This is a genomic window from Streptomyces sp. NPDC088785 (assembly GCF_044750685.1).
Classification (GTDB): domain Bacteria; phylum Actinomycetota; class Actinomycetes; order Streptomycetales; family Streptomycetaceae; genus Streptomyces.
The window spans coordinates 239140-251833 of the sequence record NZ_JBIVKH010000004.1 but is presented as its reverse complement, the minus strand read 5'-3'; the positions used below and the strand labels follow the sequence as shown (position 1 = coordinate 251833).

Sequence of the window (12694 nt, the reverse complement as noted above, 5' to 3'; positions counted from 1 at the left end):
CGTCAGGCGGTCACTTGGCGATCTCCCAGATGTGGCCGCCGGGGTCGCGGAAACTGGCGGTCCGGATGCCCCAGGGCCGGTCCATGGGTCCGTTGAGCAGCGTCACGCCGCGGGCGGCCAGTTCGGCGCACATCGCGTCCACGTCCGCGACGGGGAGGGTGAGCACCAGGCGGGACCCGGCGTCGGCCCGGGCGGCGTGGGCGGGTGCGATGAGTTCGGGCGCCGCCGCGGACGTCAGCAGGTTGATGAGGGTGTTGCCGAATTCGAAGACGGCCGAGTTGTCGTCCTCGAAGGCCACCGGCAGTCCGAAGACCTCCCGGTAGAACCGTTTCGTGGCGTCCAGATCCTCGGCGAAGAGGGTGATCGCGCTGATGCCCGTGGGCCATGGGTCGGTGCGAGGCGTGTCTGTCACAGCTACGAAGGATCTCCGAGAGGAGGCGCCACGTACAGGGGCCGGCCGGATCTTCGGCACCGTGTCCGCCCGGGGGCGCGGGACGCGGGCGTCCGGCAGCGCCGCCGGACGGGTGGCGCGATCCGGCCCGGCCCCCGGGAGGCCCCGGCCGCTCAGCGCACGGGGCCGCGCGCCCACACCTCGCGGCCGTCGCGGTCCGTCCGGCCCGTCGCCCGGGTGCCGGGCAGTTCCTTCCAGCCCCAGGCGCGCAGCAGCTCCCGGAACCCGGCCGCGGCCACGTCCGGGTCCACCGCGGCCACCACCAGGTCGGGCGCGTGCCGGGCGAGCAGCAGTTCCGCGAGCCGGGTCGCGACACCCCGGCGGCGGTGTCCGGGCAGCACCATCAGCTCGGCGAGCGCGAACACCCGCCCGGACGCCGTCAGTTCCTCCGTCTGCGGCGACACCTCGACGGAGGAGTCGTTCCACCACGCCCCGTCGCGGTCCAGGCGGTACCCGTAGGCGCAGCCGACCAGCCCCGGCGCGTCGGCGACGGTCATGTCGAAACCGTCGCGTCCCCCGTGCCGCTCGAAGCGGCGCAGGAAGCCGCCCCGGTCATGCTGTTCGGCCCCGGCGGCGCCGCGGTAGGCGGTGACGTACACGTCGGCGACGTCCTGACGCTGCTGCTCGGCCTGCCATCGGGTGAGCCTGCGCAGATACACCTCGGCCATCCGGACTCCCCTCAAAGCCCTGGCGGATGCGGCCCGGTCAGCGGGCCTGCTTGTGCGTGGTGCGGTCGCGGCGGCGGCGGGCCGGGAAGCGGCCGCGTCCCCCGTCGCGGTGGTCGTGCCGTTCGGCGGGGGCGGCCGGCGGCGGGGGCGGGGGCGGCGGCGCGGCCCCCGTCCCCGGTTCGGCGAGGCCCCGGCGCCCGGACGGTTGGCTGCGGTAGGTACGCAAGGCGGTCCTCTCGGCGCGCTGGGTGTTGATGCGGTGGATCACGTACGCGGCCACGGTGATCAGCAGCAGGAAGACCGCCGCGGTGAGTGCGGCGTCCACGGCGGCCTCACCGCCCCGGCGTCGCGGCGGCGGCGCGGGGTGCGTCGGCCGCAGGAGCAGCGTGGGGCGCAGTAGTCGTGGGAGTGGCGGGGGGTGCAGTGGCCGTGGGAGTGGCGGGGGGTGCCGTGGCAGCGCGGGAGGCGTGCGATCCGCCCTCGTCCTCCCACGACTCCTCCGTGCTCCACGCCCGGTCGTCGACGCCGATGTCCTCATGGCGCGCCGTCTCCGCGGCGATGAGCGCGGTGGCGGTCAGCGCGGACCCCTCCGGGTCGCAGGCGGCGGCCATCAGCCGGCCGGCGCTCGCGTCGTCGGTCTCGGGCGGGATCACCAGGAGGTCCCAGCGGCCCGACCGGTAGGAGAGCAACAGCAGCTTGTGCGGGTCGAGTTCGGGGGTGAACCAGCCGACCTTCAGCACGTGGTCGCGCACGGTCACCTTGCGCGGGACGACGGGCCAGAGCATCGGATTGATGGCGACCCGCGTGATCCGCCCCCACTGCGGCCCCAACACGGCGGCCAGCGCGGGGAGTTCGGCGGACAGGTCACGCGAGCGGGGCCACCAGGCGCCGTCCAGCAGGCCCCCTCCCGTCGGGGACTTCAGCGCCACCCGGGCGGCGGGGGGCGCAGGGGGGCGGGTGGCCGGTGTGGGCGTGGTGGTCGCGGTCATGATGCGGACCCGTCTTCGGGAGCGGCGCGGTGGCCGCCTCCGATGCCATTGCTCACCGAGGACGAGACCCGCGCGGATGCCGGAGTGCGAAATGCCCTTGGTCCCTCCACGGTACTCCTGCGGGCGAGTTGGGGACGCCGGGCGGCGGGCCCGGACCCGCTCCGTCCGTCGGCTCCGACGGCGCGTCGCCCCGAACCGCCCTCCCCGGCGGGGGACTTCTAGCCGGTGGTCCGTCGCCGTCGCGGGTGTCCGGCGGCGGCCGGGCCGGGGGTGTACAGGATCTGCCAGCAGGCGACGGCCGCGAGGATCCACACGACCGCCCAGGTGGGAAGGTGTGCGCCGAAGGCGCCCAGGGCCAGAGGGAGCAGGATGCAGGGCGCCGCCCAGCCGGCCACCCATGCCGCTTTCGGAGCCGTGGTCAGCGCGGCGACGAGGTCGATGGTGAAGTAGCCGGCCAGGGCGGCGCAGAGGAGCCAGCGCTGGGCCGCGGGCAGCTGTGTGTCGGGGTGGGCGACGGCGACGCCCAGCGCGGCGGCGAGGGCGGCCATGGCGGCGGTGATCGCGGCGTGCAGGAGCATCGCCAGGCGTGCGGGCAGGTCGCTGCCGCGGAGTTGGGGGATGCCGCGTGCACCGTAGAGCAGGCTGAGTGCCCAGATCGCGGCGAGGAGGGCGAAGGAGCCGAGCGCGGCGGCGGCCAGGGGCAGGTTCCACTCCTCGTGCTCCGCTGCCGCGTCGATGACCTGGATGACTCCTTCGCCGAGTACGACGATGACGTAGAGGCCGAGGCGTTCGGCCAGGTGGGCGGGGTCGACGCGGGCCTCGCTGAGTCGCGGGGGCGTTCCGTCGCCGCGGCGGGGGTCGCGGATCCGGTGCCGGGGACGCCGGGCCTGCTGCTCCTCCGCCGCCCGCAGTGCGCGGTCCCGGCTGGAGGTGAGCAGGACCACGAGGTCGACGACCAGGCCCAGGGTCCACAGCCAGTACTTCCAGGGTTCGCCGACGAAGAGGGAGACGAGCCAGGGCAGCGCCCCGGCGCCCATCTGGGCGAGGGGCCGGTCCGTGATGACGCTGCCGCGCTCCCAGACGCGCCCGGCGAGCCAGCGCAGGGCGACGTAGGCGATGACGAAGGCGTCGGCCTGCGCGGTGCCGTAGCCGTGGCTGTGGATGCCGTCGACCGCGGCGGCCATCACGGCCATGCCGAGCATGGCGATCAGCAGCGTGCTGGTGCGGGCGCTCCGTGCGGCGACGTCGCCGTAGACGGAGAAACCGGCCCAGGACACCCAGAACGCCAGGTACAGAAGCGCGTAGAGGCCGAGGTCGCCCCAGCCCGGGCCGGAGTGCAGCAGGTGGGCGAGGCGGCCGACGCCCGCGACGGCGATCAGGTCGAAGAACAGCTCGTTCCACCCGGCGTGCCGCTCGTGCCCGGCGGCTGGTTCCGTGTCCGGGGACGAGGTGTCGCTGCTGGACGTCATGGACCGATGATCGGGCGCGGCCGGGCGGTCGGCATGTGGTGCCGGTGCGGCCGGGGTGCCCGCCGAGGGTGTCGCGCGCCGGGGTCACCGGCCGGGCGCGAGTCCGCTCCAGCCGCTGTCGAGCAGATCGAAGGCGCGGACGAGGGCTTCGCGGGGGTCGTCCCGGCCGCGGGTGGCGCGGGGGGCCGCGAGAGCGAAGTGCGCCAGCGCGGTGCAGGCGGGATCACCTTCGGGCAGGCCGCTCTCCTCCCCGATGGCGCGGGCGAGCGCGTCCGTGTGGCGCGACCACATGGCCTGGGCGTAGTCGCGCAGGGCCGGGGTGGAGTCGATCAGGTCGAGGAACGCGGTGAAACGCGCGTCGGTGCCGGCGGCGGCGAGCCGGTGCTCCAGCGCGTGCGCGCACAGGGCCGCCGGGATCGACTGCCCCTCGGGGCGCTCGCGGACGGCGGCGAGCAGGTCGGCCTCCTGGTCGTCGTCCTGGTCGAAGACGAGGGCCTCCTTGACCGGGAAGTGCTTGAACAGGGTGGTGGTGGAGACGTCCGCCGCGTCGGCGATCTCGCGGATGCCGACGTCGTCGTACCCGCGCTCCAGGAACAGGCGCAGCGCGGCGTCGGCGATGGCCTGTCGGGTGGCGGCCTTCTTGCGCTCGCGGCGCCCCATCGGCGGCGCGGGCGCGGCGTCGGTTCCCGAGGTCGGCAGGTCCGTGGTCGGCATACCGCCACCCTAGCCCCTTCCTTGCACAGCATCAAAAGGTGAACCGTTGCACTTATTTATCGAGTGTGCTTTTCTGGGCGGGCGGCTGCGGAGCGTCGACCACCCGACTCGCTCCCCCTTTTCCTCTCCCGCCCCCTTTTTTCTCCGCTCGACCCCTTCTCTTCTCTTCCTGCTCCCCGAAAGGAGTGATCCGTCATGTCCGCGTCCCTCTCCTCCACCCCGTCTCCGTCCCCGTCCCCGTCCACGGACGCGCCGGCCCCGCCCAGGAACGTGCGCTGGGTGCTGCTCGGCGTGATGCTCGCGATGCTGCTGTCGATGCTCGACAACATGGTCGTCAGCACCGCGATGCCCACGATCGTCGGCGACCTGGGCGGCCTGGAGCACATCTCCTGGGTCGTCACCGCGTACACGCTGGTCACAGCGGTGACAACACCCGTCTGGGGCAAGTTCGGCGACCTCTTCGGCCGCAAGCCCATGTACCTGGCCGCGATCGCGGTGTTCATCGTCGGGTCCGCGCTCTGCGGGGCGTCCCGGTCGATGGGCGAGCTGATCGCCTTCCGGGTGGTCCAGGGCATCGGCGCCGGCGGGATCGGCGCGGGCGCCTTCGCGCTGATCGGCGCGCTCGTACCGCCGCGCGAACGCGGCAGGTACCAGGGCATGACCGCCTCCGTCATGGCGATCGGCACCATCGGCGGCCCGCTGCTCGGCGGGTTCGTCACCGGCCACTTCGACTGGCGGTGGGCCTTCTACGTCAACCTGCCCCTCGGCCTGGTCGCCCTGGTCTGGCTGTGGCTGAAGCTGCGCGTACCGGCCACCCGCGTCGAGGCGCGGATCGACTGGGCGGGCATCGGCCTGCTCACCTTCTCCATCACCGCGATCGTCCTCGCCGCCACCTGGGCCGGAGGCACCTACGCGTGGGGCTCCTGGCAGATCCTCGGCCTGGCCGCCGCCGCGCTCGCGGGTCTGTCCCTGTTCGTCGCCGTGGAGCGGCGCGCCGGCGAACCGCTGATGCCCCTGAGCGTGTTCACCGGACACCGCAACTACCCGCTGGCGATGGTGATGATCCTCGTCGCCGGTGTGGTCATGTTCGGCGCCGGCCTCTATCTGCCGCTGTTCCAGCAGACGGTCCAGGGCGCTTCGGCCACCGACTCCGGCCTGCTGATGCTGCCCATGATGATCCCCGTGGTGATCGTCTCCACGATCGCCGGCAAGGTCATGTCCACCACCGGCCGGTACAAGGTCTTCCCCGTCGTGGGCACCCTGTTCCTCACCGCCGGTCTGGGACTGCTCGCCACCATGGACACCGGCACGTCGTCCGCGCTGACCGGCCTGTACATGGTGCTCGTCGGGATCGGTCTCGGCTGCACCCTCCAGATGGCGGGCACCATCGCCCAGAACAGCGTCCCCCTGCGGGACATGGGCGCGGCCATGAGTGCGGTCAACCTCTTCCGCACTCTCGGCGGATCCCTCGGCGTCGCCGTCTTCGGCTCGCTGTTCACCCGGGCGGTCGGGCCCCACGAGCCCGGCGGCGCCGGGTCCACCGGCGCGAACGCGCTGACCGGCATGTCCGCGGGCGCCAAGGACGCCTATCTCGGCGCGGTGGCCCAGGGCACCGGCCACATCTTCACCACGGCGGCGGTCCTGTGCGCCCTCGCCTTCGTCGCCGCGCTCTTCGTCGTCGAAGTCCCGCTCAAGAAGGCCGGCCCGCCCTCCCCGGCCACCGACCGGACGCCCACCCCGGCAACCGCCACCCGCTGATCGAGCCCCTCCCCTCACGTCCCGCATACCCTGGTGCGCGCCCGAGCGGAACACCGCCACCGCTCACCGCAGCGCCCGAACCCGTGACCGCCCACCCCGGAGAGCCCGCCCGTGCAGAAGACCGCCCTCCTCCCCTACGCCCATCTCCCCCGAGCGCACCACGCCCGCCACGTCCTGACCAGCACCGTCGATGTCTTCGGCACCGCCCACTGGCTGCTCGCCGACCGCGCTCCGCAGCCCGGCGGCGATCCCCTGCCCCTCGACGCGCTGGTCGTCTCCGTCCATCCGGGCGGCGACGTCGAACTCACCGAGCTGAGCGCGGTGCGGGCCCGCTGGCCGCGCCTGGACCGCCTGCCTGACGGCGGGTTCATCGTCGCGGCGTCACGCGCCAGCCGGTACGAGGACGCGGACCAGGTCCAGGTCTTCGACGCGCTCGGCCGCGAGGTCTCCTCCTTCTCCGTCGGGGACGCCATCGAGCACCTGCTCGTGGACGAGGCCGGCCACATCTGGGTCGGGCACTTCGACGAGAACCCGGCCGGAATCCGCCGCTGGAGCCCCACGGGCCACATTTGGTGGACGTCCGACGGCGCGGGCATCCCCGGCCTCTTCGACTGCTACGCCCTGAACGTGTCGGGCACCACCGCCTGGGCATGCGCGTACACCGACTTCCCGCTCGTCCAGATACGCCCCGACCAGCCCGTGAGGGTGTGGCCGAACCAGGTACGGGGCGCCACGGCCGTGGCCATCCACGGCGAGCGGGTCGCCTTCTACGGTGGCTACGGCGACGAGGCGAACCGGCTCGCCCGCGGAGAACTCACCGAAGCGTGCGTCGAGCCCACGGCCGTCGGCCTGCTCACGCTGCCCGACGGCCACCTGCCCGGACGCCGCCGCGCCGTCGGCCGAGGAAGCAGGATCTACGTCCAGGCCGAGCCGTTCACCGCGTGGGGCGTGGTTGACCTCAGCGGCTGAGCCCCCGAAAGGGGTTGCCGCGTCGGGGTTGTCCACCCACGCCGGTGGGCCCCGACCGCCTCATCCGGACCGACCCCACCGGCCCCCTGCTCGACGCCTGCGGCGGGAGTGCGGAAGGGGCGCGGCCCGCCGAGACTGTTCGCGGAAGCGCAGGGCGGCGGAAAGCGGAAAGGGGACCTGGACGGTGGCGGGTCTGGAGCTCGTGGTCGTGCTCGGCGCGTGCGTCCTGCTGTGCGGGATGATCGCGCCGCGGCTGCGGGTGGGCCAACCCGTACTTCTGCTCGCCTGCGGAGTCCTCGCGGGACTGCTGCCCTCACTCAGCGGCGTCAGGCTGCCGCCGGACGTGGTGCTGCTGCTGTTCCTGCCGGTCCTCCTGTACTGGGAGAGCCTGACGGCCTCGGTGCGCTCCATCCGGCGCAGCCTTCGCGGCATCGTGCTGTCGTCCACCGTCCTGGTCATCCTCACGGCCGCGGCCGTCGCCGCGGTCGCGCACGCCCTCGGCCTGGGCTGGGGCGCCGCCTGGGTCCTGGGGGCCGCGGTGGCGCCCACGGACGCCACGGCCATGGCGGCCCTCGAAGGCCTGCTGCCCGAGCGCAACCTGACCGTCCTGAAGTCCGAGAGCCTCGTGAACGACGGGACGGCACTGGTCGTCTACGGGGTCGCGGTCGGCGTCGCGACCGGCAGCGAGAGCCTGGGATTCGCGCATGTGAGCGGGCTCTTCGTGGTCGCCTACGCGGGCGGGGCGGTGGCCGGCGCCCTGGTCGCCTGGCCCTCCCTGATGCTGCTGCGCCGGATGTCCGACCCCGTCCTGTCCGTGGTGCTCGCGCTGCTGACGCCGTTCGCCGCGTATCTGCTGGCGGAGTCCGTGGACGCGTCGGGGGTCCTGGCCGTGGTCGTGTGCGGGCTGATCGGCAGCCGCGTCGCTCCTCGCGCGATGGGCGCCGCGGGCCGGATGCTCGGATACCCGTTCTTCGCGGTCGCCACCTTCGTCCTGAACGCGACCCTGTTCGTACTGGTCGGCCTGGAGATCCCCACAGCCGTACGGGACCTGGGGAGATCCGATCTGGTGTGGGCGCTGTGGACGGTCGTGGCGGTCTGCGCGACCCTGGCCGCGGTCCGGGTCGGCTTCCTGTTCCTGTCCGCGTACGCCATCCGGGCCCTGGACCGCCGTCCCCAGCAGCGGCTGCGCCGGGTCAGTCACCGGGCCCGCATCGTCAGCGGCCTGTCCGGTTTCCGCGGAGCGGTCTCCCTGGCGGTCGCCCTCTCGGTGCCCGCCACGGTCGAGGACGGGACGCCGTTCCCGGATCGGGCCGCGATCGTGTTCGTCACCACCGGCGTCATCGTGGTCACGCTGGTCGTGCAGGGCGCGGTGCTGCCCGCCACGGTGCGCTGGGCGCATCTTCCCGAGGACTCCAGTGCGCACGAGGAGCTGCGGCTGGCCGAGAGGACCGCCGCCCAGGAAGCGCTGGACGCCCTCGACGGGCTGGCGGCACAGGTGCGGGCCGAGCCCGGCGCCACCGGCCGGGTGCGCGACGAGCTGCGCCGTCACCTGGAGGTGCTCACCGCCGACCCGGCCGGCCCGGAACTGCGGCCCGCGCTGCGCGTCAAGGCCGACTACGCCGCCCTCGGCCTCGCGGTGGTGGCGCACAAGCGGGACACCGTCATCCGGCTGCGCGACGGCCAGCACATCGACGACGGCGTCCTGCTGCGACTCCAGCACCGGCTGGACGCGGAGGAGATGCGGCTGAGCGCGAAGCACGATCCCACCTGACCGGCCCCCGGACAGGGCAAGCGGGCGGGCGACGGAGTGCCCCCTCGCGGCCTCCACTGCGGGCACCGGACCCCGCGCCGTGTCGTCCCCGGGGCTGTACGGGTGGCGTTCGGTGGGACGGTCGTGTCGCACGGCCCGGTCGCGGAACGGGGGTGACGTGATGGACGCAAAGCCCTGGCGGGGCACCCGCGGCCCCGACCAGCACCTTCTGCTTCCTGCGGACCCCGTGCGCTCGCGGACGCGCCACCGCGGCGCAGGAGAGGACGCGCCACCGCGGCGCAGGAGAGGATGCCCCCCATGACGTCCGAGTCCCCCTCGGCTGCACCGGCACCCGACGTGCGTTTCTGGCCGGTGGACGATCTGCCGAGCCTCCAGCCGGACCCCTTCCTCGACGACGTGCTCCGCGAGGAGCCCGTGACGCGCATCAGGCTGCGCCACGGCGACGGTCACGCCTGGCTCGTCACCCGCTACGAGGACGTCCGCTTCGTCACCTCCGACCCCCGGTTCTCACGGGAGAAGGTCGTCGGCTGCCCGGTGACCACCATGGCCCCCACGCCGGTGGCGTCCCAGACCGCCGGACTGCAATACATCGACGCGCCCCGGCACACCCACCTGCGCCGGGTGGTCGCCCGCGCCTTCACGGCGCGCGGCATGCGACGGCTGCGCCCCATGGCCGAGCGCACCGCGCACAGCCTGCTCGACACCATGGAGAAGGCCGGCCCGCCCGCCGACCTGATGGAGCACCTGCACACGCCGTTCCCCATCGCCGTCGTCTGCTACTTCCTGGGAGCGGAGGAGGGCGACTGGGTCGCCTGGGCCGACAACTCCCGGACGATGCTGTCGACGGCGGGCGACAGCGAACGCGGCCGCGCGGCGCGCGCGGACACCCGCGGCCGGGTCGCCGACCTCCTCCGGCGCCGCCGGGAGGACCCGCGCGAGGACCTGGCGAGCGTCCTCGCGCAGGCCGCCGCGACGGGCGAGATCACCGACGACGAGGCGCTGTCCCTGGCCATGGCCGTCTACGTCAGCGGTGGGCACGCGGTCGCCAACAACAGCGGATCCATGCTGTACGCACTGCTCACCCACCCCGACCGGCTGGACCGGCTGCGCCGCGACCCGGCCGTGGTGACCGCGGCGGTGGAGGAGCTCTACCGGTACGTCCCCCACCGCAACGGCGTGGGCATCCCGCGGATCGCGACCGAGGACGTGGCGGTCGGAGGGCACGTCATCCCGAAGGGCGACGCCGTCTACAACGCCTACGTCGCCGCCAACCGCGATCCCGGCGTCTACCCCGATCCGGACCTGCTGGACTTCGACCGCCGGGGCCCCGGACACCTCGCCTTCGGCCACGGACCCCACTTCTGCCTCGCCTCGCTCATGGCCCGGATGGAGGCGGAGGTCATGATCACCACTCTCCTCGACCGCTTCCCGAAGCTGCGTCTCGCCGTGCCCGCCGCCGAGGTCGACTTCCAGCGCGAGGGACTGATCCGGGGCCCCAGCACCCTACCCGTCACCTGGTGAGCCACGGGTGAGCGACGGCCCCCGGGCGAGGGCACCGTCTCATCCGGCCGATCCCTGAAGGGGCCCGCCCGCTCCGTGTCCGTGCCGGTCCGCGGACAGCCGAGCAGTGCGGACATGACCCGGCGGCGCCCGAAGGCGTAGACCTGCGCACCGCGTGGGCCAAGTGCCGTACGCGGCGGGCTTCCGGCACGTCGGCCGCGTCCCCGAGCTCCCTCAGCCGCACCACCTCGGTGACACAGGACAGGAAGGACCGCGCGGTCCGCCGGATGTGCTCCTCGTCGGCCATGGCGGCATTCCGCACGGACGCCCCCGGTCCTTTCCGGGCCGGGGCCGTCCGCGTCTCAGGGGGTCGGTGGTGCGAGGTATTCCAGGGTGTAGCCGTCGCCGTCGCGGGTGACGTGACCGACGCCGGGGAAGTCGAGGTGGGCGCCGGCGACATAGTGGTGTGGCTCGGTCAGTTGTTCCAGAAGGGCGAGGCGGGCCCGGCGTGCCTGCGGCTGGTCGCTGTCGAGTTCCCAGGACGTGCGGGGCCGGGCGAATTGCAGTGAGGGCACGTGGACGGTGTCGCCCCAGACGAAGAGGCGCCCGGTGGTGCTCCTGACGTCGTAGACGGTGTGGCCGGGGGTGTGCCCGGGGGTCGGGACCGCGGTGATACGGGCGTTGACCGCGACCCGTCCGGTGACAGGGACCACGCGGTCGCGGACCGGCGCGAGACGGCCCCGGAAGACGGACGTGTCGTCCGCGCCGGTCCAGACGCGCTGGAGCGAGGGGAACGCCTCGGTGCCATCGGGTGCGATGAGGCCGCTCACGTGGTCCTCGTGGTGGTGCGTGAGCGCCACGTCCGTGATGTCCGCGCGGCCGATCCCGGCTTCGTCCAGGGCGTCGAGGAGCGATCCCATGGTGGAGTGCCAGGCGTTGGAGGCACCGGTGTCGATGAGGACCGACCGTGCACCGTCGGAGACGAAGAAGGCGTTGACCGACAGGCGCAGATTGCCGTCGATCAGCGGGACGGTGCCGGGCAGCTCGGCCAGGGGTCCGCCGTGCTCGTCGCGAAGCCTGGTCGGCGGCATGTCGACGTAGCCGTCACGCAGCGGGACGACGGTGAGATCGCCGAACTCGAAGACGGCGTGGAGCCGGCCCTTCGAGAGGTAGCGCATGAGGTCTCCCGTGTCAGTGGTGAGGGGATGGGGTCGGGTCGCGCTTCTCAGGAAGCCTGGTCCCGGCTGCGTGGCAGCACGGTCAGGGCGCCGGCGGCGGCCAGCGCCGCGACGACGATGCCGAACACAGTGGTGCCGGTGGTCAGGCCCGCCGCGTCGCTCAGGTAGCCGTCCGCCACCGGCAGCGTCCCGGCCATGAGGTAACCCCCGGCGGTCAGTGCCGCGTTCGCCTCGCCGAGTCGGGCCGCGGGCACGGATGCGGCCAGCGTCGAGAGTCCGGCCAACTGGGCGGCGCCCTGACCGAACCCGGCCAGGACCGCCGCGGCCAGCAGCAAGGCCACCGACGTGAGCACCACCGCCGAGATCAACGCCGCCATTCCGGCCACGGTCAGCGTCGCGCCCAGGGCGAACTGCACCGGCACCTGCTGTCGGCGCACCGCGAACTGGATGCCGGTGGCGGCCGCGAACAGTACGAAGACGAGTCCGCCGGAGATCAACCGGTTGTCCGTACGCAGGAGTTGGGCCAGCAGGGACGGGCCCAGGCTCAGCACGAACCCGGTTGCGGTGATGGCCGGGGCGAAGACGGCCAGGCCGGCCAGCAGATCGCGGCGGTGCGCTCGCGGTGCGGACGGGATGAGCGGCAGCCGCTCCCCCGGGCGGCCGGCACCCGCCGCTCCGCGGGGCAGCGGCATACGCAGCACCAGGAGCACGGCGATCAGCAGCAGAACGAGCTGGAGGACGAAGACCGTGACGGTCGGGTGGGGCAAGGTCTGCGAGAGCACCCCGGTCAGGAGCGGCCCGAGCGCGGCCCCGGCCACCATGGACGTCGAGGCGATCAGTCCCCCCAGCTTCCTCTCGCCCTCCGGGGCCAGGTCGGAGACGGCAGCCATGCCGGCCGACAGGACGGCGCCCACCGATACGCCGCTGAGGACGCGAGCGGCCCCCAGGACGGCCACCGAGTCCGCGGTGATGAACAGCGCGGTCGCCGCCAGGCCGAGCAGCAGGCCGGGCAGCAGTACCGGCCGACGTCCGTACCGGTCGGCGAGCGAGCCCGCGAGGGACAGGGTCAGCACCAGTCCCGCGATGTACCCGGCGTAGATCAGGGTCAGCGTGGCCGCGCTGAAGCCGATCCGCTCCTGCCACAGCACGTACAGCGGGGCCGGCTCGTTCGACAGCGCCATGGCGGCGACCACCGGCCAGGCGGCCAGCCACATCCAGCGGCGCGAC

The 12694-nt window shown here is 73.5% G+C and carries 12 protein-coding genes; 4 read left to right on the top strand and 8 right to left on the bottom strand.

The window, feature by feature from the left end; translation table 11 throughout:
- Positions 1-10 precede the first annotated feature (10 nt).
- From ACIP5K_RS15130 to ACIP5K_RS15105, 6 genes are all read right to left on the bottom strand, one after another.
- Entirely contained in the window at positions 11-412 is a 402-nt protein-coding gene (locus ACIP5K_RS15130; protein WP_401409534.1) for a VOC family protein, read from the bottom strand.
- Positions 413-564: 152 nt separating this feature from the next.
- Positions 565-1119: a GNAT family N-acetyltransferase gene (locus ACIP5K_RS15125; protein ID WP_401409532.1), complete on the bottom strand. Its 555-nt coding sequence runs from the start codon at positions 1117-1119 to the stop codon at positions 565-567.
- Between the two features lie 37 nt (positions 1120-1156).
- Positions 1157-1444: a hypothetical protein gene (locus tag ACIP5K_RS15120; RefSeq protein ID WP_401409531.1), complete on the bottom strand. Its 288-nt coding sequence runs from the start codon at positions 1442-1444 to the stop codon at positions 1157-1159.
- 7 nt (positions 1445-1451) lie between these two features.
- Positions 1452-2108, bottom strand: a complete 657-nt coding sequence (locus tag ACIP5K_RS15115; RefSeq protein ID WP_401409530.1) for a DUF5994 family protein — start codon at positions 2106-2108, stop codon at positions 1452-1454.
- Between the two features lie 218 nt (positions 2109-2326).
- Complete coding sequence (locus tag ACIP5K_RS15110; RefSeq protein ID WP_401409528.1) at positions 2327-3577, bottom strand: low temperature requirement protein A; 1251 nt, start codon at positions 3575-3577, stop codon at positions 2327-2329.
- Positions 3578-3661: 84 nt separating this feature from the next.
- A complete protein-coding gene (locus ACIP5K_RS15105) occupies positions 3662-4291 on the bottom strand; it encodes a TetR/AcrR family transcriptional regulator (RefSeq protein WP_401409526.1) in 630 nt (209 codons plus the stop codon).
- Positions 4292-4486: 195 nt separating this feature from the next.
- On the opposite strand from ACIP5K_RS15105, the gene ACIP5K_RS15100 reads away from it, so the two are divergent.
- The 4 genes from ACIP5K_RS15100 (at position 4487) to ACIP5K_RS15085 (ending at position 10310) form a co-directional block, all read left to right on the top strand.
- Positions 4487-6049 carry an MDR family MFS transporter gene (locus ACIP5K_RS15100; RefSeq protein ID WP_401409524.1) on the top strand — a complete coding sequence of 521 codons (1563 nt, stop codon included), beginning with the start codon at positions 4487-4489 and terminating at the stop codon, positions 6047-6049.
- 111 nt (positions 6050-6160) lie between these two features.
- Positions 6161-7018 carry a hypothetical protein gene (locus tag ACIP5K_RS15095; RefSeq protein ID WP_401409522.1) on the top strand — a complete coding sequence of 286 codons (858 nt, stop codon included), beginning with the start codon at positions 6161-6163 and terminating at the stop codon, positions 7016-7018.
- A gap of 184 nt (positions 7019-7202) precedes the next feature.
- A complete protein-coding gene (locus tag ACIP5K_RS15090; RefSeq protein ID WP_401409520.1) occupies positions 7203-8789 on the top strand; it encodes a Na+/H+ antiporter in 1587 nt (528 codons plus the stop codon).
- Between the two features lie 297 nt (positions 8790-9086).
- Complete coding sequence (locus ACIP5K_RS15085; protein WP_401409518.1) at positions 9087-10310, top strand: cytochrome P450; 1224 nt, start codon at positions 9087-9089, stop codon at positions 10308-10310.
- A gap of 341 nt (positions 10311-10651) precedes the next feature.
- Here the strand turns inward: ACIP5K_RS15085 and ACIP5K_RS15080 are convergent, their stop codons facing one another.
- The gene (locus ACIP5K_RS15080) at positions 10652-11467 is read right to left on the bottom strand and encodes an MBL fold metallo-hydrolase (RefSeq protein ID WP_401409516.1); all 816 of its coding nucleotides are present in this window, start codon (positions 11465-11467) and stop codon (positions 10652-10654) included.
- A 47-nt stretch (positions 11468-11514) separates the two neighbouring features.
- The gene (locus tag ACIP5K_RS15075; RefSeq protein ID WP_401409515.1) at positions 11515-12681 is read right to left on the bottom strand and encodes an MFS transporter; all 1167 of its coding nucleotides are present in this window, start codon (positions 12679-12681) and stop codon (positions 11515-11517) included.
- Positions 12682-12694: the final 13 nt, after the last annotated feature.

Bases quoted from the DNA above. Each gene is read 5' to 3' on its own strand.
- ACIP5K_RS15110 (WP_401409528.1), bottom strand. From the start codon at position 3,577: ATGACGTCCAGCAGCGACACCTCGTCCCCGGACACGGAACCAGCCGCC.
- ACIP5K_RS15075 (WP_401409515.1), bottom strand. From the start codon at position 12,681: ATGTGGCTGGCCGCCTGGCCGGTGGTCGCCGCCATGGCGCTGTCGAAC.
- ACIP5K_RS15105 (WP_401409526.1), bottom strand. From the start codon at position 4,291: ATGCCGACCACGGACCTGCCGACCTCGGGAACCGACGCCGCGCCCGCG.
- ACIP5K_RS15125 (WP_401409532.1), bottom strand. From the start codon at position 1,119: ATGGCCGAGGTGTATCTGCGCAGGCTCACCCGATGGCAGGCCGAGCAG.
- ACIP5K_RS15115 (WP_401409530.1), bottom strand. From the start codon at position 2,108: ATGACCGCGACCACCACGCCCACACCGGCCACCCGCCCCCCTGCGCCC.
- ACIP5K_RS15080 (WP_401409516.1), bottom strand. From the start codon at position 11,467: ATGCGCTACCTCTCGAAGGGCCGGCTCCACGCCGTCTTCGAGTTCGGC.
- ACIP5K_RS15100 (WP_401409524.1), top strand. From the start codon at position 4,487: ATGTCCGCGTCCCTCTCCTCCACCCCGTCTCCGTCCCCGTCCCCGTCC.
- ACIP5K_RS15085 (WP_401409518.1), top strand. From the start codon at position 9,087: ATGACGTCCGAGTCCCCCTCGGCTGCACCGGCACCCGACGTGCGTTTC.